This is a genomic window from Citrobacter sp. Cpo100 (genome assembly GCF_030332595.1).
GTDB lineage: Bacteria > Pseudomonadota > Gammaproteobacteria > Enterobacterales > Enterobacteriaceae > Citrobacter > Citrobacter portucalensis.
In genome coordinates, this window is record NZ_JAOWHM010000031.1 from 16051 (window position 1) to 38440 (window position 22390).

Annotated in this window: 22 protein-coding genes; 6 read left to right on the forward strand and 16 right to left on the reverse strand. The window is 50.1% G+C overall.

Features of this window, described 5'->3' with window-relative positions; all coding sequences use genetic code 11:
* Positions 1-24 precede the first annotated feature (24 nt).
* Positions 25-1680, reverse strand: coding sequence for a methyl-accepting chemotaxis protein II (gene tar, locus OGX96_RS06910; protein ID WP_003833879.1), 1656 nt, complete (start codon positions 1678-1680; stop codon positions 25-27).
* 406 nt (positions 1681-2086) lie between these two features.
* Here tar and OGX96_RS06915 point away from each other — a divergent pair, with 406 nt between their 5' ends.
* Positions 2087-3346, forward strand: a complete 1260-nt coding sequence (locus OGX96_RS06915) for a dicarboxylate/amino acid:cation symporter (protein WP_286582552.1) — start codon at positions 2087-2089, stop codon at positions 3344-3346.
* A gap of 76 nt (positions 3347-3422) precedes the next feature.
* Here OGX96_RS06915 and cheW read toward each other — a convergent pair whose 3' ends face one another.
* The 6 genes from cheW to flhD all read right to left on the reverse strand — a co-directional run bounded on the left by cheW (position 3423) and on the right by flhD (position 8848).
* A complete protein-coding gene (gene cheW, locus OGX96_RS06920; RefSeq protein WP_003034638.1) occupies positions 3423-3926 on the reverse strand; it encodes a chemotaxis protein CheW in 504 nt (167 codons plus the stop codon).
* A gap of 20 nt (positions 3927-3946) precedes the next feature.
* Positions 3947-5983 (reverse strand): chemotaxis protein CheA, encoded by a 2037-nt coding sequence (cheA, locus tag OGX96_RS06925; RefSeq protein WP_198802486.1) that lies wholly within the window; start codon positions 5981-5983, stop codon positions 3947-3949.
* 4 nt (positions 5984-5987) lie between these two features.
* Positions 5988-6917, reverse strand: coding sequence for a flagellar motor protein MotB (gene motB / locus OGX96_RS06930; protein WP_103285437.1), 930 nt, complete (start codon positions 6915-6917; stop codon positions 5988-5990).
* A complete protein-coding gene (motA, locus tag OGX96_RS06935; RefSeq protein WP_003034628.1) occupies positions 6914-7801 on the reverse strand; it encodes a flagellar motor stator protein MotA in 888 nt (295 codons plus the stop codon). Before motA ends, motB begins: the two co-directional genes overlap by 4 nt.
* A 124-nt stretch (positions 7802-7925) precedes the next feature.
* Positions 7926-8510 carry a flagellar transcriptional regulator FlhC gene (gene flhC / locus OGX96_RS06940; protein ID WP_008785071.1) on the reverse strand — a complete coding sequence of 195 codons (585 nt, stop codon included), beginning with the start codon at positions 8508-8510 and terminating at the stop codon, positions 7926-7928.
* Entirely contained in the window at positions 8507-8848 is a 342-nt protein-coding gene (gene flhD, locus OGX96_RS06945; protein WP_003034622.1) for a flagellar transcriptional regulator FlhD, read from the reverse strand. Before flhD ends, flhC begins: the two co-directional genes overlap by 4 nt.
* A 793-nt stretch (positions 8849-9641) precedes the next feature.
* Between flhD and uspC the strand changes: the two genes are divergently transcribed.
* Positions 9642-10070, forward strand: a complete 429-nt coding sequence (gene uspC / locus OGX96_RS06950) for a universal stress protein UspC (protein ID WP_008785072.1) — start codon at positions 9642-9644, stop codon at positions 10068-10070.
* Between the two features lie 17 nt (positions 10071-10087).
* Here uspC and otsA read toward each other — a convergent pair whose 3' ends face one another.
* The 6 genes from otsA to OGX96_RS06980 form a co-directional block, all read right to left on the reverse strand.
* Positions 10088-11509: an alpha,alpha-trehalose-phosphate synthase gene (gene otsA / locus OGX96_RS06955; protein ID WP_286582555.1), complete on the reverse strand. Its 1422-nt coding sequence runs from the start codon at positions 11507-11509 to the stop codon at positions 10088-10090.
* Entirely contained in the window at positions 11484-12287 is an 804-nt protein-coding gene (gene otsB, locus OGX96_RS06960; RefSeq protein WP_286582558.1) for a trehalose-phosphatase, read from the reverse strand. The genes otsA and otsB overlap by 26 nt, the downstream gene beginning before the upstream one ends.
* Before the next feature lie 175 nt (positions 12288-12462).
* Entirely contained in the window at positions 12463-13449 is a 987-nt protein-coding gene (gene araH / locus OGX96_RS06965) for an L-arabinose ABC transporter permease AraH (RefSeq protein ID WP_008785075.1), read from the reverse strand.
* A gap of 14 nt (positions 13450-13463) precedes the next feature.
* Complete coding sequence (araG, locus tag OGX96_RS06970; protein WP_003839135.1) at positions 13464-14978, reverse strand: arabinose ABC transporter ATP-binding protein AraG; 1515 nt, start codon at positions 14976-14978, stop codon at positions 13464-13466.
* A 132-nt stretch (positions 14979-15110) separates the two neighbouring features.
* Entirely contained in the window at positions 15111-16100 is a 990-nt protein-coding gene (locus OGX96_RS06975) for an arabinose ABC transporter substrate-binding protein (RefSeq protein ID WP_286582560.1), read from the reverse strand.
* A gap of 318 nt (positions 16101-16418) precedes the next feature.
* A complete protein-coding gene (locus OGX96_RS06980) occupies positions 16419-16976 on the reverse strand; it encodes a DJ-1/PfpI family protein (protein WP_071446156.1) in 558 nt (185 codons plus the stop codon).
* A gap of 555 nt (positions 16977-17531) precedes the next feature.
* Between OGX96_RS06980 and OGX96_RS06985 the strand changes: the two genes are divergently transcribed.
* Positions 17532-18035, forward strand: a complete 504-nt coding sequence (locus tag OGX96_RS06985) for a non-heme ferritin-like protein (protein WP_003034597.1) — start codon at positions 17532-17534, stop codon at positions 18033-18035.
* A gap of 139 nt (positions 18036-18174) precedes the next feature.
* On the opposite strand, the gene OGX96_RS06990 is transcribed toward OGX96_RS06985, so the two are convergent.
* On the reverse strand, positions 18175-18426 hold the full coding sequence (locus tag OGX96_RS06990; RefSeq protein WP_003034595.1) for a DUF2766 family protein: 252 nt from the start codon (positions 18424-18426) through the stop codon (positions 18175-18177).
* A 129-nt stretch (positions 18427-18555) separates the two neighbouring features.
* On the opposite strand from OGX96_RS06990, the gene OGX96_RS06995 reads away from it, so the two are divergent.
* A complete protein-coding gene (locus OGX96_RS06995; protein WP_286582562.1) occupies positions 18556-19977 on the forward strand; it encodes an MFS transporter in 1422 nt (473 codons plus the stop codon).
* Positions 19978-20010: 33 nt separating this feature from the next.
* Here OGX96_RS06995 and OGX96_RS07000 read toward each other — a convergent pair whose 3' ends face one another.
* Positions 20011-20649: an RpiB/LacA/LacB family sugar-phosphate isomerase gene (locus tag OGX96_RS07000; protein ID WP_286582564.1), complete on the reverse strand. Its 639-nt coding sequence runs from the start codon at positions 20647-20649 to the stop codon at positions 20011-20013.
* 267 nt (positions 20650-20916) lie between these two features.
* On the opposite strand from OGX96_RS07000, the gene yecR reads away from it, so the two are divergent.
* Positions 20917-21252 carry a YecR family lipoprotein gene (yecR, locus tag OGX96_RS07005; RefSeq protein WP_008785081.1) on the forward strand — a complete coding sequence of 112 codons (336 nt, stop codon included), beginning with the start codon at positions 20917-20919 and terminating at the stop codon, positions 21250-21252.
* 194 nt (positions 21253-21446) lie between these two features.
* Positions 21447-21944, forward strand: coding sequence for a non-heme ferritin (ftnA, locus tag OGX96_RS07010; protein WP_003034588.1), 498 nt, complete (start codon positions 21447-21449; stop codon positions 21942-21944).
* Positions 21945-21989: 45 nt separating this feature from the next.
* Here ftnA and OGX96_RS07015 read toward each other — a convergent pair whose 3' ends face one another.
* A complete protein-coding gene (locus tag OGX96_RS07015; RefSeq protein WP_003034586.1) occupies positions 21990-22229 on the reverse strand; it encodes a YecH family metal-binding protein in 240 nt (79 codons plus the stop codon).
* Positions 22230-22390: the final 161 nt, after the last annotated feature.

Genomic DNA, 22390 nt, shown 5'->3' on the forward strand with positions numbered 1-22390 from the left:
CACTGGCCGCGGTTTAACTATCAGTCAAAATGTTTCCCAATTCGTATCTTGTTCAATGCTCTGGCGCGGATAGGATGCGCTCGGGGCTGCTGGTAATCGTGTATCGCGTGGTTTTGTCGAGGCCGGACGTGACGCAAGACGGAAAGTCGATACCGACTGCGTTAAGCGACTGGCCTGTTCTTCAAGAGCGGCCGCTGCGGCAGCTGACTCCTGTACCAAAGAGGCGTTCTGCTGCGTAACGCGATCCATTTCAGAGACCGCGAGCGCAACCTGATCAATCCCCCGGCTTTGCTCGTCAGATGCCGAGGCAATCTCGCCCATAATGTCGGTCACCCGCGTCACGGCATTGACGATATCGTTCATTGTTTCGCCGGCGCTTTCTACCAGTACGGAACCGGTATCAACCCGGGAAACGGAATCTTCAATCAATGCTTTGATCTCTTTCGCCGCCTGCGCACTGCGACTTGCCAGATTACGCACTTCACCCGCTACCACAGCAAAGCCGCGGCCTTGCTCACCGGCACGTGCTGCTTCAACTGCCGCGTTCAGTGCGAGAATGTTGGTCTGAAAGGCAATGCCATCGATGACGCTGATGATGTCGGCGATTTTCTTCGAGCTATCGGCGATTTCGTGCATGGTGTTCACCACGCTATCAACCACTTTGCCGCCATGCTGCGCGGTATCGGACGCGCTTTTTGCCAGTTGCGAGGCCTGACGCGCGTTGTCCGCGTTTTGCTTCACAGTTGCGGTCAGCTGTTCCATGCTGGCTGCGGTCTCTTCAAGTGCAGACGCCTGCTGTTCCGTACGAGATGAAAGGTCAGTGTTTCCGCTGGCAATTTCACTGGTACCGGAATAAATCGCGTCAGAGCCTTCACGCACCAGAGTGACGGTTTCCGTCAGCGAGCGCTGCATATGATCAACCGTACTGGCCAACTCGCCGATTTCGTTACGGCCACTAACGGCGAGAGTTGCGGTCAGGTTACCGCTGGCGATTTCCCGGATATGGGCAATGACACGGGACAGAGGATTAAGCAGGGTATGACGGATGCCATACCAGACCACCACCAGAATCAGCACCAGCACCACGGCCAGCACGCCGAGCTGCCATTGGGCGAAATGGTAATCCCGCGCGCTTTGATCAAATGCCTGGACGTAAAGCTTTTCGCTAACGCTGGCGTACTTGCCCAGCGCCTCGCCGAGCGCGTTTTGCATTCCCTGCGTGGGCTGCGCGAAGTAGGCGTCCATATTGCCGCTTTCCAGAAACTGAACCAGTTCTGCCAGGGCCGCATGGTACTGCTGATATTTTTCCTCAACGTTGCCGCTGGCTTCTGCCATTTCCGGCAACGGTGTGATGTTTTTAAATTTTGCGTAATGCGTTTCAGCCTGCGCCAGCGATGCTTTCGCATTCTTCAGCAGATCGTTTTTGGCGCTGCTTTGCTGGTTAGATGCATCCATCATCATGCGCGCAGAAGAACGGCTTAAATTGATTCGTGTCTGCAGCATCAGATCCCATGTTGAGGTGAGTTCACTTTGCTGCTGTCGAAGATCGTTAGAAATAACAAAACTTTGCTGATTCTGCTGCAATGAAGAAAACAACAGACCACCGGAAACAAGCTGTAGCAGTGCGAAAACCCCCAGCACCATCATCAGCATTGTGACAACGCGGATACGGTTAAACATAAGGCACCTTCCTGAAAACGAGTTATCAACGTTATCGGCACTCGCTGAGATAACTTTACGTTTGCGAAAAGGAAATCCTGAAGGGATGTGAAGCCTGGCGAGGGGAAGATAAAACGGGTGTGCAGCAACCACAAATCATTCACATAAAAACACCATAATTATCATGTAAATAACATTTATTTTCATCGGTGAGCACGGTCAGAATGGCCGAAATACGCATTTTTATGTGATTGAGATCACACATACGCATCGTAAATACCACAACAAAATGGATAAAAAATTAAAAAAAGTTGTATCCGTTTACGCTTTAATCCAATTTATATGATGAATACCTCGTTACCACTTAATAAGTATAAAAAATGAGTAACCGATCAATAAATGTTAAATCCTTACTGAGGGCTTTTTAGTGGCAAATGCAAACAAACTCACGTTGTTTATCGTGATCTTCATGCTGGCGGGGATCCTGTCGGGTGCGGTGATCCACTCTTATGCCTCCCCCGGCGTCGTGACCGCCTGGGCCGATAACATTACGCTTCTTACCGACATCTTTTTACGCCTGATTAAAATGGTGATCGCGCCTTTAGTATTCAGCACCCTGACCGTTGGTATTATGCGCCTGGGAGAAACGTCCACCATCGGTCGCGTGGGCGGCAAAGCGATGATCTGGTTTATCAGCTCTTCTATATTGTCTATCCTGGTCGGTCTGTTTGTGGTTTCCCTTGAGCAACCCGGCAGCGGGCTGAACCTGGCGATCCCGCTGGAAGCCACCGACACCGGCCTGGCCGTGGGCGGCATGAGCCTGAAAGGTTTTCTGACGCATACCATTCCAACCAGCATCGCCGAAGCGATGGCTAACAATGAGATCCTGCAAATTGTGGTGTTCTCAATGTTTTTCGGTATTGGTGGCGCATCCCTTGGTGAGAAATTCAACGCCCCACTGGTTGCGGCGCTGGATGTGGTTTCCCATATTATGCTCAAAGTGACCGGCTACGTGATGTACGTTGCACCGCTGGCTATTTTTGCCGCCATCTCTTCCGTCATCTCCACCCAGGGTCTGGGGATCCTGCTTAACTATGCGTCGTTTATCGGCGGTTACTATGTGGCGATTTTGCTGACCTGCCTGGTTCTGCTGGCTGTGGGTTATGTCATGCTGAAAAAAGAGGTATTTCGCCTGGTGAGCATGCTAAAAGACCCGGTTCTGGTCGCATTCACCACCAGCAGCTCTGAGGCCGCTTATCCGAAAACGCTGGAGCAATTAACTAAATTTGGCTGCTCACCCAACATCGTGTCATTCGTGCTGCCTATCGGTTATTCGTTTAACCTGGTCGGTTCCATGGTCTATTGTTCATTTGCCTCCATGTTTATCGCGCAGGCCTATAATATTCACCTCTCCTTCGCAGAAATCACCGTCCTGATGCTGACGCTGATGCTGGCGTCCAAAGGGATTGCCGGTGTGCCGCGTTCAGCACTGGTAGTGCTGGCTGCAACCATCCCGAGCTTTAACATTCCGGTCGCCGGGATCCTGTTGCTGATGGGAATTGACCACTTCCTGGATATGGGACGTTCAGCAATCAACGTATTAGGTAACGGGATTGCAACGGCGATGCTGGCGCAGGATGAAGGTTTACTGGAAGAAGAACCGGAGCTGATTGAGCGGGAAGCGTAAGAGGGAAATCTGCCGGATGCGTTACGCTAATCCGGCCTGCAACAGCAATCATTGTAGGCCGGATGAGTTATGGCGATTATGCGACGTGGGAAGCGGCAATATCCAGCAGCGCCATTTCTTCGCTGTTCAGCAGTTTCTCAATGTTGACCAGAATCAGCATCCGGTCACCCAGCGCACCCAATCCCGTCAAATATTCCGTCGACAGCGTGACCGCAAACTCCGGTGCCGGACGGATTTGATCCGTTGTCAGCGACAGCACATCCGAGACGCCATCTACCACAATTCCAACCACCCGCTGACCCAGATTCAGCACAATCACCACTGTGTTTTCATTGTAATCCACATCGCTCTGGCTAAATTTCACGCGCAGGTCGACGATAGGCACAATCACACCACGTAGGTTTGTGACGCCTTTGATAAACGCAGGCGTGTTAGCGATGCGCGTCACCTGATCATAACCACGGATTTCCTGCACTTTCAGGATATCGATACCGTACTCTTCATCCCCCAGCGTAAACACGAGGAATTCCTGACCTGACGGTTCGCCGGCCAGTTTAGTTACATTACTCATACCGGTCATATTATTCCCTTCTCACTCAATCAGGCGGCTGTGATCGCCACACGTTGTTCGCGGTTTAACCCCTGCAATGCAGAGACATCGACAATCAGCGCGACGCTGCCGTCGCCGAGGATCGTTGCAGCAGAAATACCTGGCACTTTGCGGTAGTTGCTTTCCAGGTTTTTGACCACTACCTGGTGTTGGCCAATTAACTGATCGACCAGCAGCGCATAGCGACGCCCTGCACTTTGTAAAATGACCACAATGCCCTGAGTCGCTTCAGTTTTTGCGCCTTCAACCTCAAAGACTTTCCACAACTCAACCAGTGGTAAATATTCGCCACGCACTTCCAGAACGCGCTCTCCTCCGGCCAGCGGATGGAGATCTTCTTCGCGCGGTTGCAGCGATTCCATAACGGCATTCAGTGGCAGAATGAAGACCTCATCGGCCACACGCACGGACATCCCGTCGAGGATCGCCAGCGTCAGCGGCAGCAGAATGCGAATAGTGGTCCCCTGTCCCTGTTTAGACTGGATCTCAACATGACCGCCCATCTCCTGGATATTTCGCTTCACCACATCCATACCCACGCCGCGTCCGGAAACATCCGTCACCTGTTCGGCGGTCGAAAAGCCTGGCGCGAAGATCAACATACCCACTTCGTCATCGCTCATGTTTTCGTGGATCGGCATGCCCTGAGAGACAGCTTTAGCCAGGATACGTTCGCGGTTCAGGCCAGCGCCATCATCGGTCACTTCAATACAAATATTCCCGCCCTGATGCTCCGCGGAAAGCGTCAGATTGCCGATTGGGCTTTTGCCAGATTCAAGGCGTTTTTCCGGCAATTCGATACCATGGTCGAGGCTGTTACGCACCAGGTGCGTCAACGGATCGATGATGCGTTCAATCAGGCTCTTATCGAGTTCGGTTGAGCTACCTACCTGCGTCAGCTCGACCTGTTTACCCAGCTTACCGGCCAGATCGCGCACCAGACGAGGGAAACGGCTGAACACGTACTCCATTGGCATCATACGAATCGACATCACCGACTCTTGCAAATCGCGGGCGTTACGTTGTAACTGACCCATACTGGTGATGAGATCGCCATGATTGACAGGATCCAGTTCGTTAGAGCGCTGGGCCAGCATCGACTGCGTGATCACCAACTCACCGACCAGGTTAATAAGCTGATCAACCTTTTCAACCGCTACGCGGATACTGGTCGACTCGCTGGCGCGGGCGGGTTTTTCACGTTCCGCGCGGCTATGTGGTGCTTCACTGGCGGCAGCTTTCACCGCAGGTGCCACAGCAACCGGCTGCGGCTCAGTGACAACAGCTACCTCTTCAGCTTCAGCTGCCACAGGCGCTGCGCTGACGGTTTCGAATTCAATTTGGTCCGCTTCAATGACAAAGCAAAGCACCGCGATGATGTCATCTTCTGCGAGGTTGCCATCAAGCGTTGCTGATAACGTGTCGCTTCCTTTTACCACATCGGTTAAGGTCGCCAGATTCCCCAGTTCCTCTTCCAGTAAATCCACTTCGCTGGCTTTCAGGCGCGAGAGAGTAATGCGTTTTTTGCTCTCTTCACTGGCGGGTTCAGGCTTTGCAACCGCCTCTTCCTGCATCGCGGCGCTGTCAACAACGCTAAGTTTTGCTGAGTTGACAACTGCCGGTGCGGTTTCACCTTTCGCTTCGAGCGCTAACTGCCGTAACGCCTGGCAGATGTACTCAAAACTGTCGGCATCAGGCTCCACTGAGCTTTTATAGGCGTCGAGCTGTTCCTGCATAATATCTTTCGTTTCCAAAAACAGGTTGATAATGTCGGCATTGAGCTGCATCTCGCCACGCCGCGCTTCATCCAGCAGGTTTTCCATCAGATGGGTCGTTTCCTGCAAAATGGTAAAGCCGAAGGTGCCCGCCCCGCCTTTAATCGAGTGCGCTGCACGAAAAATGGCATTCAGCTGTTCGGAATCCGGGGCTTCAGGAACCAAATCAAGCAGGTGTTGCTCCATATCAGCCAACAGTTCGTCAGCTTCATCAAAAAATGTCTGATAAAAATCGCTAATATCCATGCTCACGCTATCACCTCGGATTGGCTGGTGGCGATGTGGGAACGCTTACCGGCGGGAGTTCCGCTGGCCGTTGTAAGACACTTACCGGCTCATTCTGGCTTTCAGCGTTTTCATGCAAAATGGCCTCTTCTGCCTGCTTATTGAGAACCAGCAGGCTAATACGGCGGTTGATAGCGTCTTCAGGACCGCGATCGCTCAGACGCATCGTGGCGGCCATACCTACCACACGTAATACTTTTCCATCATCCAGACCGCCGCTAACCAGCTCGCGACGCGATGCATTTGCGCGATCGGCAGACAATTCCCAGTTGCTGTACCCTTTCTCACCATTCGCGTAAGGGTAATCATCCGTGTGACCGGAAAGGCTGATCCGGTTAGGGATCCCGTTGAGCACTGGAGCAATCGCGCGCAGGATATCGCGCATATACGGCTCAACGTCAGCGCTACCGGTCTTAAACATCGGGCGATTCTGACTGTCGATAATCTGTATCCGCAGCCCTTCCTGAACCAAATCAATCTTTAAATGCGGACGCAGCGCTCGCAGTTTGGGATCGGATTCAATCAGTTGATCGAGATCGCCGCGAAGTTTGCTCAAGCGGCTCTGTTCCATACGTTTTCTCAGGTCATCAATATTCGGCTGCTTGTTCACCTCGCCCTGCTGCTGGGTGTAATCATCCCCGCCGCCTGGAATCGGGCTTTGGCTATTCGAAATACGATTTCCCCCGGTCACTGCGGTGGCCAGCGGTGTACGGAAATATTCGGCAATCTGGATCAATTCTTTAGGGCTGGAAATAGAAATGAGCCACATCACCAGAAAGAAGGCCATCATCGCGGTCATAAAATCGGCGTAGGCGATTTTCCACGAGCCATGCGCCCCACCACCGTGATTCTTATGTTTGCGTCGCTTTACAACGATAATGGGATGGGCCTGATTTTTCATGCGTCCTCGGTCGTCTGTTGCGCAGTTGGATTTCTCACCGCACGAACATGTTCTTCCAGTTCGATAAACGAAGGACGTTCGCTGGAGTACAATGTCTTACGACCAAACTCAACGGCAATCGGCGGCGCGTAACCATTCAGATTGGAGAGCAGCGTTATCTTCACGCACTGCATCATTTTGGTTGTTTCAGCGCTTTTCTGGCGCAGAACGCTGGCAAGCGGAGAAATAAATCCATAGGCCAGCAAAATACCGAGGAATGTTCCCACCATCGCATGCGCAATCAACGCACCCAGCTCTGCTGCCGGGCGATCGGCAGAAGCCAGCGCATGCACAACACCCATAACGGCCGCGACGATCCCGAATGCCGGTAGTGAGTCGCCGACCATCGCCAGGCTATTCGCCGGGACTTCAGCCTCACTCTCATGAGTCTCAATTTCTTCGTCCATCAGCGCTTCAATTTCAAACGTATTCATGTTGCCGCTGATGATCAGGCGCAGATAATCGACAATAAAATCAAGCATTACCGCATCCGCAAGAATGCGCGGATAGCTGGCGAAGATTTCACTTTCTTTTGGGTTTTCGATGTCGCGCTCAAGCGAGAACATGCCCTGTTGACGTGACTTGGCCATCAGGCGATACAAGAGCGCCAGCAGATCCATATACATCGCTTTGGTGTATTTCGAACGACGGAAAAGCAACGGGATCGCTTTCATCGTCCCTTTGATGGCTTTCCCGTTATTGCCGACGATGAATGCCCCAATACCCGCACCACCGATAATCACCAGCTCAGCCGGTTGATAGAGTGCCCCAAGGTGTCCGCCGGTCATCATGTAACCGCCGAAAACTGTACCAATAACAACCAGGTAACCTAATAAGATAAGCACGACATCATCCTTTCGCAATTGACTATGGCAGGATGCGCAGTCGGGCAATTAACGTAAGGTCAGGACAAAAAAAAGCAGCGGTAATCGCTTACCGCTGCTGGAGTGTTCATCCACACCGTATCAGTTAAACAGCCTGTTCGATCTGTTCATCCAGCAGTTGTGGAATAATATCGGCAGCATTCTGGGAAAGTTTACGTCTTTTTACGGCCCGTGATGGCGGTTGGCATAAACTACAGGCAAAGCTGCCTGCGGGTTGGTGTGCGTGGGTGATAAAATTCCCACCGCAGCAATTGCATTGGGACAACTCCAGCAATCCGCTGTCGACAAATCGCACCAGCGTCCACGCGCGGGTTAACGCCAACAATGGCCCTTCTTCAGGCTGCGGACACTGCTCAAGATATAACCGATACGCCTTGATCACGGCATCCACGCCGCTACAGAGACCCGTTTTGAGCAGGAATTGCCATGCATTGCAAAACATCGACGCATGAATATTTTGTTCCCACGTCATAAACCAGTCGGTGGAAAACGGGAGCATCCCTTTTGGCGGAGGACTACCGCGTAATTCTTTGTACAGCTTGATTAATCGACCACGGCTTAATTGCGTTTCGCTTTCCAGCATTTGCAAACGGGCGCCCAATGTGATTAATTCCATTGCTAACTGGATATCACGCGCTTCCTGAACAATGCTTTTTTCGCTCATCATCAAGCCCTTTTCTTACGTGCTGCATCATCGATGTCGCTTAACAGGCGTGTTGAAAGCATGATACCAGTATGAATTTGCTGAAGATCGTCAACGCGGGAGTCTTGCGTCAGGCGAGTAACAGTCTGGTGATCGTCGAAACGGAAATGACATACCAGTTGGTTTGTTTCGGCCAGTTTGACCATTTGAGGAAGTGTTAATGTTGCCAACGTGTCCGCCATTTCCTCGCTGATACCAAGGCGAAACATCGCAGATGCTTTGTCCTGAACGATCAAACGCTGTGCAAGCAATAAATATGACAAATTGATGTCATAGATGTGTTTCAGCAACTCGGATGTATGCATTATTTGCATCCATAATAACCAACATTGTTTTCATGCGGTAAAACCGCACCCCGTGATGTCGCCGGGAAGGCCCGGTAAAAAAAAGCAAAAGGTCAAATACATAGCAGCGTGACGACACTTACGCGTTGTCTAAACATTCCCTTTTAAGAAGGCAGCGTCCCTTACAAGCTCACATCAATTCTTACAAATGTCTAAGATTTTTCCTAATTCGACGCAACTCTACCCGCCGTCAGTTACACATACAACGGAGGTATGCTGCGAATTTAAAGAATATGTGATCAAGATCACATAAACCAGCCAAACACTTAACATAAATCCATCAGCGTAGCTTTTACTTTGCTTATTTTTTAATCCGCCATCATCCATTTCAATTCCTGATGTACGAATATTCTTGCAATAAAAGCGAATAGTATTTTGTTCACATCCGTTAATATCACGCTGTGAAATAGCGAGCTGGATCACATATTTAACTCAAAAAACTTTTTTAATTAAATTCTTTAGAAACAATAAGTTAAATATTTAGAGTGATTAATTAATACCGCGATGTGACGACCTTGCAAATGTTAATATATGTTTAATTTTTATTAACACATTGTTTTCATTAGCGGTGGGTTTCACTTAAGTAACCTGAACATATCTGCAACTAATATGAATCGATTATTCTATTTATAAGAATAATTAATGAATAATCATGATGACATTCACACTATCGAGGCGGGAAACGTTGCAGTATGGGGTAAGCTGAGTAAAGCTGAAAAGCCCTCTCATAATTCTTGAAAAAAAGGAGCGAGTTATGAGCTATTCGCACATTCTTGTTGCTGTTGCCGCCACCCCTGAAAGTCAGCAGTTGTTAGACAAGGCGGTTTCTATCGCTCGCCCTGTCAACGCCCGAATTAGCCTGATTACACTGGTCTCAGACCCCGAGCTGTATAACCAGTTTGCTGCCCCCATGCTGGAAGATCTGCGTGAAGTGATGCAAGAAGAGACTCAGGATTTTATCGACAAACTTAGCAAAGAAGCAGAATACCCCATTGAACATACCTTTATTACCTATGGGGCTCTGAATGAACATATCCTGGATGTATGCCGCAAACACGCCGTTGATCTGGTCATTTACGGCAACCATAACCACAGTTTTTTTTCGCGCGCCTCCTGTTCAGCGAAAAGCGTGATTCATACCAGCCAGGTGGACGTTCTTCTGGTTCCGCTAGCTGGAGATTAATCCACAGTGCCACGACTTCATGCGAGTTTAGAACAGGAAGAGATATTGTCTGGCAGTTGGCATTGACCCCGACGCGGCGTGACCGTTTTAAGATCGCAAATGAACGTCGCCTGCCAGTTGTCGATATCGTTTTTAACGATAGTCTCAAGCATTTCAGCGTGGCGCGAGATACGTTCGGTAAGTGGCATCGTCAGCGCCTGGTTTAATGCGCCTGCCACTTCATCCCGGTCATAAGGATTAACAATAAGGGCGGAGGTTAGCTCGTTCGCCGCCCCGGCAAATTGCGATAAAACCAGCACGCCAGGGTTAGCAGGATCCTGTGCGGCCACAAACTCTTTCGCCACCAGGTTCATACCATCGCGCAACGGGGTCACCAACCCTACATCAGAGTAGCGGAAGATCTTCATCAGCAATTTACGATCAAAATACTGGTTCAGATAGTAAAGCGGTGTCCAGCCCAGTTGCCCATATTTGCCGTTGATTCGCCCTGCCTCTGTTTCCAGTTGGTGGCGAATATCCTGATAGGCCTGCACCTCTTCGCGCGAGGTCGGTGCTATCTGCGTATAGCGAATTTTACCGTGGTGCTGCGGATAATGTTCCAGTAAGGCCTCATAGGCCTGAAAGCGCTCCGGCAAGCCTTTGGAGTAATCCAGACGCTCCACGGAGAAAATATTCTGCACATTTTTAAGCTCCGCTTTTAGCTGTGCCAGTTTTGGCGGCAGCGGACCGGACGCCTGTCGTGCAATCTCATCCGGTTCAATACCGATGGGATAAACCTGAGTACGAAACGCTTTCCCCCATGCCTGGTGGTGCTTATCTTTATGCGTGGTCACCCGAGTCTGGGCTGCGAGACAGTCCAGAAAAGCCTGGCGATCGTTTTCGGTCTGGAAACCAAGCAAATCAAAATCACACATTTGCTCAAGTAGCGCCAGATGCGGCGGGAGCGCATTAAAAATTTCCGGCGTCGGAAACGGAATATGCAGGAAAAAACCGATGCGATTACGCACGCCGCGCTTACGTAACTCGCAGGCAAATGGCAACAGATGGTAATCATGAACCCAAATAATGTCGTCATCGCCAAGCAATGGTAGAAGTTTATCTACCAGTAAGGCATTAACCCGTTGGTAGCCCTCCCAGGCAGAGCGCTGAAACTGAACTAAATCCAGTCGATAGTGAAACGCGGGCCATAAAACCGCATTTGAAAACTGGCAGTAATACTCTTCGTAATCTTGCTCACTCAAATTAAACGAGGCCCAGGTGATATTGCCACGCGTGACCTTTTTTAACGGTTTATCCTCATTACCTGTATCACCACTCCAGCCAAACCATAAACCACCAGCAGCTTTTAACGCGCCCAGTACACCGACCGCGAGCCCACCCGCGCTCCCTTTGTCATCTGGTGAGGCGATACGATTAGATACTACGACTAAACGACTCATAGCCACCTCTTCTGTTATTCGTTGCTTTCGGTTCTTGCTGCGAAGAGTTATTTTTCTCCAGCCAGTGCCAGACATCCCTGACACCATCCAGACGCCATGTTGCCTGCGTCGGCCCGCTCCCTACCTTTACAGAAATACCGCCAGCGCGGTTAACTACAGCAAACCCTGTTTCATCTGTCAGATCATCACCGAAAAACACCGGGATCCGGCCAGCAAAAGGCGCTTCCTGCATAAATGCAGCTATCGCGTCGCCTTTATTACTGCCCTTAGGCTTTATTTCCACGACACATTTTCCGTGCTGCAGAGCAAGCTGCGGCCATTTGCGCGTGATGCGTTCAGCCAGGGTAACCAGCGCCGCTTCGTGTTCGGGTGCCTGGCGATAATGCAACGCGAAGGCCATGCCTTTGGTTTCAAGTGTTGCCCCCGGTAACATCACCAACGCTGCGTGTAATAACGCCCCGGCTTCACGTTCGATATCTTCAGGCAGGTTTACTATGTGCGTTTGACCATTGATATCACGGCGTTCTGCCCCATGCACTCCGGCAAGCGGAAAACGAAACGGAGTAGTGAGTGCGTCAAGCTCAACCATTGAGCGCCCTGAAATCAATGCCAGCGCATCCGAATTCTGCGTCGCTAACTGATGTAGACATTGCAGGATTGTCTTAGGGACAACGACCTGGTCGGGAAAAGGTTTAATCTCAGCAAGTGTCCCATCGAGATCAAAAAAGTAAGCACAGTTTGCAGATTGTTCAGGGGGTAAAGTCAGTGATGCTGTCACCCGGTTATCCTCCTCATCATGGTCAGAACGCCACGCGGATCGCGGCGTATAGATGATGTATGACGGATATAAGTATAGACAGTGTGACCATGCTCGCCATTTGAAAAAACAATCGCCAGCCGGGTAGCGGCTGGCGACGGGCAGAAGCTAGACTAAAAAGTTGGGGTTTAAATCATCAAACGGTACGCTTCGCTTTTTGCTTATAACGGTCGAAGATCACCGCCGCCAGCAGGATGAGGCCACGAACCACATACTGCGCGAACGGAGAGATATTCAGCAGGTTCATCGCATTCTCAACCGTCCCCAGGATCAACACCCCGGCCACCACATATGAGATTTTTCCGATGCCGCCTTTAAGCGAAACGCCCCCTAACACGCAGGCTGAAATCACGATCAACTCATAACCGATTGAGGTCATTGGCTGGCCGCTGGTCATACGCGATGCGAGGATAATCCCGGCAATGGCGGATACCAGACCGGAAAGAATAAAGATAATAATCTTGGTGCGAACAACCGGAACCCCAGCCAGGCGCGCCGCCTCTTCATTGCCCCCAATGGCCAGCGTATTACGCCCAAACGTGGTTTTGTTCAGCAGTAAGCCAAAGACAATAAAACAAACGACCGTGATCCAAATAGGCGCCGGCAGACCAAACCAGTTCGCATAGCCGAGTGTGAAGAAACGCTCGTCTTCAATCCCGACTGCCTTACCGTCGGAGATAATATAGGCCAGACCACGTACAATCTGCATTGTCGCAAGAGTAGTGATCAGGGCGTTAATTTTTAACCGCGCAATCACGAACCCATTCACCAGACCACACAGAATACCGAGCAACAGCCCGGCAGCCACACCAATCCACAGACTTTCGGTCATGTTAATGACTACGGCAGTGGTAACACCAGCACAGGCAATTACAGACGCGACAGACAGGTCGAAATCACCGGATGCCAGGCAAAACAGCATCCCGCAGGCAACCATACCCGACATTGATACCGCCAGCCCTAACCCCTTCATGTTGATGAAAGTAGCAAAGTTTGGCACAAAGAGGGAACAAACTAGGAACAGCACGGCGAACACCACCAGCATGCCGTATTGGTCCCAAATGCGGCCCAGATTTAGCGCCGACTTCGTTGCGCCAGAACCCGATGTAGAAACGGAAGACATCATACTCTCCTTATTCAGGCTACAGCCTGGCTGACTTTAGGCATAGCAAGGCTCAACGCCTGGCGCTCATCCGCCTGTTCATGAAGTAACTCACCGGCAATTTCGCCTTCTCTCATCACCACAATACGGTCGGCGACACCGAGCACTTCTGGCAGGTCACTGGAAGCAAACAACACGGCCACACCGCGCGCTGCGAGGGCATAAATCACATTGTAAATTTCATGCTTGGCGCCCACATCAATGCCGCGTGTCGGCTCATCCAACAAAATAACTTTCATCTCTTCCGACAACCAACGACCGAGAATAGCCTTCTGTTGATTACCGCCGGAGAGGTTCATGATCAGTTGCTCTGCACCCGGCGTTTTGATGTTGAGTGAACGAATATGGTGATCGGCATTGGTCTCTTCCCAGCCGTTGTTGATCACGCATCCCCCCAGAACATGCTTACGCCGTGCACTAATGTTGATGTTGTTGCGCACTGAATGGACCGGAATGATCCCTTCAGCTTTGCGATCCTCCGGGCACAGCATCATCCCCGCTTCAATGGCATGGCTTGGTTTACGGATATCGATAGGCTGTTCATCAATAAATACCTGGCCCGCAGTGATACGCGTACCGCCGAACAGCCCTTTCATTAATTCGCTACGTCCGGCCCCCACCAGGCCAAACAGCCCGACAATTTCACCGCTTCGCACGGATAAGCTGATTGGCGTACGCACGCCTGGAGCTTTGACTTCATGCAGCCGCAGACGCTCTGTGCCATACGGTCTGGATTTCCAGCCATAGATATCCCCGAGGTCGCGCCCGACCATCGCCTGCACCAGCGCATCGTGATCGACCTGCTGCATGTCCGTGAACGTTTTGACGTAATGACCATCTTTAAACACGGTGATGGCATCGCTGAGAGCAAAAATCTCCTCCATACGGTGTGAAACGTACAGAATGATGCGACCTTCGTTGCGCAGCTCACGGATGACGCGAAACAAATTCTCAATCTCGCGAGCCGACAGGGAGCTGGTTGGTTCATCAAAGGCGATAATTTTGGCGTTTCGCGCCAGCGCTTTTGCAATCTCCACCATCTGCCACTGGCCAATGGAGAGGTATTTCAGTGGGGTATCGGGATCGATATCCATCCCCAGATGCTTCAGCTGGATTCCTGCTTCATAGTTCAGCAGCGAGCGGTTCACAATCCCGCCTTTGTGCGGTAACTGCCCTAAGTAAATATTCTCGGCAACGGTCATTTCCGGGACGAGATGCAGTTCTTGATAAATAATGGCGACACCGGCGTTGAGTGCGGCAGTAGTATCCGCGAACGAAACTTCCTGTCCGCGGATCGTCAGAGATCCCGTTGTTGGTGCATAGTTACCGCTGAGAATTTTTAAGAGTGTTGATTTCCCGGCGCCATTTTCGCCCATCAGCGCATGCACCTGACCGGCATAGCAGTCGAAACTGATATCCGTCAGCGCCTTAACGCCCGGGAACGTTTTGCCAATGCCGCGAAATGAGAGATACGGGGTAGACTGTTGCATAACGTCTCCGTGAGTCAGGATTTTACCGGCCTGGAAAACCGCCGGACGTAGGCCCGGTAAGCACAGCGCCACCGGGCATTGCGCCGGATGGCGGCTTCGCCTTATCCGGCCTACAACATCGCAGCATTTCTGTTACTTACCGCCTAAGCCTTTCTTCTCCAGCTCTTCTTTGAAGTTATCGCGGGTAATCAGCACCACATCTGTCACTTCAGTGAATGCCGGTGGCTCTGCACCTTTCGTTACCCAGTTGTAGAGCATTTCACTGGATTTGTAGCCGTGAACGTCCGGGCTTGGCAGCAGTGAACCGTAGAACCCGGTCGCTTCGCCTTTTGACAGTTCGCTCACCGCGTCAACGCCGTTGATCCCGATACCAATCACGTTTGGTGCTTTGAAGCCCTGCCCTTCGGTCGCACGTACGCCACCCAGCACGGTGTTGTCGTTCATGCCGACAATCAGCCAGTTTTTGACTTCAGGATGCTGAACCAGCATGGAGTTGGCGGCGTCAAATGCGCCGGGGATGTCATTCGATTTTGTTGGGACCTGGTAAATCTGTTTTTCCGGGAAGCCTGCGGCTTTAAGCGCTTCCATTGAACCAGAAGTACGACGACGTGCGGTATCCAGTTCGTTGGCGGTAATGGCCATTACGGCGGTGGATTTCACATCCCAACCGCGTTTTTGCATCTCTTTGTACAGCTCCTGGCCCTGGCGTTCACCAATTTTGGTTGCCGCCATCATCACCAGCGGCACGGTATCCATCGGCTTACCTTTAGCGTTGGCAAACTGGTCGTCGACGGCAATGACTTTCATATCGTAGCCACGTGCCTTAGCCATAATGGCTGGCCCCAGTTTTGGATCTGGCGTGCAAATCACAAACCCTTTTGCTCCACTTGCAGCCAGGCTGTCGATGGCGTTAAGGGTTTTCTCACCATCCGGAACGGCAATTTTAATCACCTCAAAACCAAGGTCTTTACCGGCTTTATCGGCAAATTTCCATTCAGTCTGGAACCACGGTTCTTCCGGCTGCTTGACCAGGAAACCGAGCTTCATGGATTCAGCGATAGCGGATTGTGACATAATGGCCGCCAGACCGATGGCAGCCAGCGCTTTAGTGAATTTGTGCATGGTTAACTCCAGCTTTAACGTTCTTTTATGTAGGGTAAAATCAGACGATTTTTTGTAATTCGGACGTAAAACAAGGCATTACCTTTTATTGATAAGATCAATGCCAGTGCTGAGAGTATTTTTAGCGGGAAATTGATTCTCCATAAGAGAGCGGCATCACACCACAGAATTACAGTAATTGCGTACATAAATTCAGCGGGAAATGACATAAAAAAACGCGGTTTTGTCGACGGGAAAAAAGAGGGGTAGCAGATTAGTCCATAACATCAGCCAACGAATCCTTGTTCCCGAATACCGAAGCATTCGGGAGCACAATGATTACCATCTGTAATAAATGTGGTCAGCGTGATCGCGAACCGGAATGTCATCTTCCAGCAGACGCGCTGAAAGCGTGAAAGCAAAATCGAAAATATGCCCTAATCCTTTGCCGCTAATAAGGTTGCCATCTTCAACAACCGGCGCATCAATATATTCCCCATCCGCGACGTTTTGCCACAGATCTCCCGAACACACATAGCGACGCCCCTTCAGCAGGCCGTTGCCACCCAGCACGCGCGCCGCCGCAGAACACACCGGGCAAATGAGTTTTCCCGCCTCGTCATGGCGAGCGATAAACTGGATGACAGCCTCACTGGCGGCAAGGTTAACGCTGCCCAGCGGCCCGCCGGGTAACACAACGGCATCATAAAGATCCGTCTGACGCGCAGCCAGCGTGCTGTCCGTCACCATCGGCACGTCATGGTAGCTCACCACCGCACGGGACTCGGCGCAGGCCAGTGTTTCAACTTCGATCTGCAGGCGGCGCAGAATATCAATGGTAACAATGGCTTCCGCCTCTTCAAAACCAGGTGCCAGTAGCACGGCAACCTTTTTCATACACACTCCTCGATTTTTCCAAATACACCAAACAATAAATGTCGAATCATTCAGGCGCTTAACTTTATTAATTTCCACAAAACTGATCTGGCGCAAAAAAAATTAGCCAGCAGATAGCGTTCACAGACGCGGGTCAATGGTGAAATTTCTTCATCCGAAGACCAGATAATCATCTGGCGACAGACAATACCTGATTGTGAAATTCCATTTCGTGATATGAAACATCATTTCATTATCAACATCTCACTTTAATACTATAAATATCAATCTGTTATATTCACAGCATTTATATGCACATGTGGAAAAATCACTAATATTGCTATGACAATATGTAAAAAATCATAAATACGCAGATTTAAGGATTTTCTTATGTCGGGACTGGAGTTATGCTGAATCTCGATCGGGAGCGAATATAATTCGTGATCACTAAAGGACCGGCGGAACGGATTTATTCTGCTAACAGTTTTAATTGTACGTAGTGGTGAGGTGTAGCGGCAGCCCGTTGCACTGACGTTAGTAACGTACATCCCCCTTTCTGGAAATAAGGATATTGATATGGCTGCAGTTGGAATTGTTCATAAACTTAACACGCAAATGAACCTCGAGTTCTACGCATCGAATCTTTACCTGCATCTCAGTGAATGGTGCTACGAACACAGCCTGACTGGCACCGCAACCTTTCTACGCACCCAGGCGCAAGGTAACGTAACTCAAATGATGCGTATGTTTAATTTTATGAAAAGTGCCGGGGCTAACCCTATCGTCAAGGCTATCGATGTTCCGGGTGATGAACTAACTTCCCTTGAAGAACTGTTTCAGAAAACGCTGGATGAATACCAACAGCGCTACAGCAAGCTATCACGCTTAACCAATGAAGCAGAAGCCTTGAATGATGCAACAACCATTGATTTTCTTCACGATCTGGAAAAAGAGCAGCAGCAGGATGGCGTGCTGTTACAGACGATTCTTGATGAAGTCCGCAGCGCTAAACGTGCGGGACTGTGCATGGCGCAAACCGATAAGCACCTGCTGAACGTCGTGAACTATCAACATCACTAATCTTCAATTTTCATCGTGTTAATGCCGGATAACGATGCGACGCACCTTATCCGGCTGGTGCTTAATTTTCTCTACGCTCACGCCTCTCATTCTGCGAGGCGCAAAAAAACCTTTCTAAAACCTGAAACAACGGTTTATTTTAGTGAGATTCATTCTGCGGCGTGAATTTCAACTCGATCAAGGCAACCGCTTTTTGTATTGCGCGCATAGTGACCGGATCGGCACCTGCAGGATGGCTGGAAAAGTCGATGCTTTTCAGCTGGCTGGACATTTTCTCCCGAACTTCTACTGGGGCAATAACATCAAGAACATCCAGAATCTGCTTGATAACCAGCTGACAGGCAACAACGTCCGAGAGCAGTTCCTGATCGGCATTCAGTGTTTGGGACATAGTGAGCTCCTTATAGAAAGGTCGTCATAGTACCCATTCAACGAACGAAACGATAGCCGCGCATGCCTTCCGAATGCGCTGAAAATAAAAATAGTTCCAGTCAGTTTCTTTTGAGATGGCAAGCACAACATGAGTGAACATTTAGCGGTTGAGAACAAACGCGGTCTATCCCCGGCTGCATTACTTGTTGCCGGGGCTTTCTTTATGGAGTTTATTGACGGCACGGTGATTGCCACCGCACTGCCCGACATGGCGAAAAGTTTTGGCGTGCAGGCAGTTGACCTGAACATAGGTATCAGTGCCTATCTGATCACCCTCGCGGTACTGATCCCCGCCAGCGGCTGGATTGCGGATCGCTTCGGCGCCAGAAAGGTGTTTACCCTTGCACTGGCGATATTTACTCTCGCCTCGGTTTTATGCGGTTTGTCCGAAAGCCTTGAGAGCTTTGTCGCCATGCGAATCTTACAGGGTGTAGGTGGTGCGCTAATGGTTCCGGTTGGCCGACTCGCGGTATTACGAACCACGCCTAAACATCAGTTGATCACCGCTATTGCGACCCTGACCTGGCCCGCTTTAGTCGCGCCCATCATTGGCCCTCCCCTTGGCGGATTCATTACCAGCTATGCCAACTGGCGCTGGATCTTCTTCATTAATGTACCGCTCGGAATACTGGCGATTGCGCTGGCGCTACGTTTTATCCCGGATATTCATGACGACGAGCGCCGCCCATTTGATATAACAGGATTTATCGCAACCTCTGTTGCGATGGTGAGCCTGGTGTATGCCATGGAGTTACTGGGAACCCAACAGCCTCAGGGCTGGCTGACCGCCGGACTTTTGGCGCTAGGAACATTGACCTTTCTGTTTGCCCTGCATCATTTTCGTCGCACCGCCTGGCCAATGATTCACCTTGATGCCATGAACGTCCCTACTTTTCGCGTCACCATGTATGGCGGATCGCTGTTTCGTGCCTCTATCAGCGCCGTGCCGTTTCTGCTGCCGTTAATGTTTCAGGTAGGTTTTGGCATGAACGCTTTTCACGCGGGTTCGCTGGTGCTGGCGGTATTTGTCGGCAATCTGACGATTAAACCTGCCACCACACCGTTGATACGCTGGCTGGGCTTTAAGAAACTGCTGTTGATTAACGGTGCGCTTAACGTTCTGGCGTTGCTGGCCTGTGCATTAATTACGCCGCAGACCCCCGTGTGGGTTATTTTGCTGGTGTTGTATCTGGGCGGTGTGTTCCGCTCAATTCAGTTTACCGGCGTCAGCACGCTTGCCTTCGCGGACGTCCCCGCGGCACAAATGAGCTACGCTAATACGCTGTTCAGTACGGCGACACAATTAGCGGTGGGATTGGGCATTTCTTTAGCCGCTATTGGCATCCGCATTGGCGATGTGGTCAGTGAAAGGCTGGCATTGGGCAATATTCCGGGGATCAGTTTCCGGCTGGCCTTTGTCGCTATTGCCATTATTTGTCTGGTAGGTATGGTGGATACGCTGCGGCTCACCCGTGATGCAGGAAGCGCAGTATCGAACAGGAACAGGTAGCCCGGAGGGTGAACGCCGCCGGGCCAACAGGATTTAGCCAATCACCTCGCGTACAAACGCTTCGATTGCTTTGTCCTGGCAGTTTTCAAAGAAGCACTGCTGGAAGCGCGGGCCTGATACAGCGGTTTTCACCAGTTCAGGATCGATCGCGCGCAGCGTGTCCAGATAATTTTCTTTTACCACAGCCGCTTTCACCTGATTCAGAATTCCGGCGTTACGCACCTGCGGCTCTTTACGCTCCGGTGGGTAGCCTTCACCGTTACGCCCGGTGAACGCTTTTTCAAACATATAGCGCACATTCAGCTCAGCACCCCAGCCAAAACCTTTGGCGAATGCCAGAGAAAGCGCGTTGCCGTTGTTGATCTGAGAGAACAAGAACGCATCTGCAGAATCAAGGCAATAACCACACACCACACCCGGATGGATATTCAGTGACATCATTGCTCCCTGGCCCGTACCGCAACCTGTAACAACAAAGTCTACAGCTTTGGAATTAAGCAGGATGCTGGCCATAATGCCTAAATGGATGTAGGTCAGATGATGATCATTTTCGTCGCTCATCCCAACGTTATAGACCGGAAAACCTTTCTCATCCGCAACGGCCTTAAGCTCGTTATGGATGATGGCGTTTTTGCTTGCCTGGCTGTTTTCCATCATCAATGCAATTTTCATTCTGTACTCTCCTGAATGCGCTGCGGTAGCCCGCTGAAAGTCATAACATTCAGCCACATTACTATTTTGCAATCACACTTTCAAATTTAATGAAATTTAGTTTTAAAAAACAAAGTTGCGCTCACATTCCTGTCTGAACAGTTAAGAATTACCTCAAACAAATGACCTCGTTGTGATTAATCGCAGGTGATCTTCGGGCTATTCAAGCCATTGATGAGGGTCTCTGTATGCCATGATAGTGTATCTTCGAACTTTCAGAGCGATCTCATGAAGACTTTTATCCTGGCGCTTTTGCCGCTCATGCTGACAGGATGCACAATTACAAAACAGGCACAGGTCAGCGAAGCCAGCGCCATCACTGGTGTGGTTCGCCTGACTTATAATCAGGCCATGTTACAAACAGCACGTACCGATGACTACGTTACCCAGGGGACAGCCACCAAAGAGTGTCAGCGCCTGGGCTATGCCAGCGCAGAAGCGTTTGGCCAGCCGGTGTCAACCTGTAGCGTGTATGCAGGCTCTCTGTGCTTAAATACCAAAATTACACTCGCCTGGCAGTGTCATGGTGTCGCGGTACCCCAATCACCTTCTTTCAATTATTAATATTTCCGACCAGCTCATTTTTGCTGGTCTTTTACCACTTTATTATTTATATCCTCCGTTTAATATCGTTAATGCGTTTTATTCCCATTCGCATTTTTAATAAATAAATTTATTATTTTACCTTTTGCAAATAATTAAATAACAAATTATAGTGGCGCCACGTCAATATATAATAACGTTTGTGGAGCAGAACCATGCTGAAAACAGAAATGATCGACCAACTGAATGAGCAAATGAATCTTGAATTATATTCATCTCTGCTCTACCAACAGATGAGCGCGTGGTGCAGCTATCACAGCTTCGAAGGTGCTGCCGCGTTTTTGCGCCGTCACGCCCAGGAAGAGATGACACACATGCAGCGTCTGTTCGACTACCTGACCGATACCGGCAGCTTGCCGCGTATTAATACCGTTTCTTCACCCTTTGCTGAATATGCTTCTCTGGATGAACTGTTCCGTGTTACTTACGAACACGAGCAGCTAATCACCCAGAAAATTAATGAGCTGGCACACGCGGCAATGACCCACCAGGATTATCCAACCTTTAATTTCCTGCAATGGTATGTTGCCGAGCAGCATGAAGAAGAGAAATTATTTAAATCTGTTATTGATAAGCTGTCGCTGGCAGGAAAAAGCGGCGAAGGTCTTTATTTCATCGATAAAGAACTGGCTACGCTTGATACACAGAATTAATATTTTAGGGTAATGAAGGCAACACGCCATCATTACCCCTTGAAATCAGTGACGGCAGATCTTGCTTTCGTGCGTAGAGAAGCCGTCTTCTTTTGCAATAAACTTTCCCTTCGCCGCTAAAAACGCCACCAACTCACCTGCCGTCATATCCGCCGCAGAACAAGTGTGAAAACGCGCCTGCTCGCCGAAACGTGCCGTAATCGCCGCTTCAAGGCTGGCATTTGAATACTGCTCACCAGATTCAATCATCATGTTAAGCACTTCGTGACCGTGAATAGATTCCATATTACCTCCTTAATAAAGTCCGTAGCCTAATGTGAACCGCACATCGTCGCTTTGCGCTAACGCAGGTTTATCAGCAGATAAATGTCATTTGTTATACATCTTAATGGTCAAAAAATCGTAAACATTAATGTACAGTCATTGTAACGGTGATTTGACGAAAA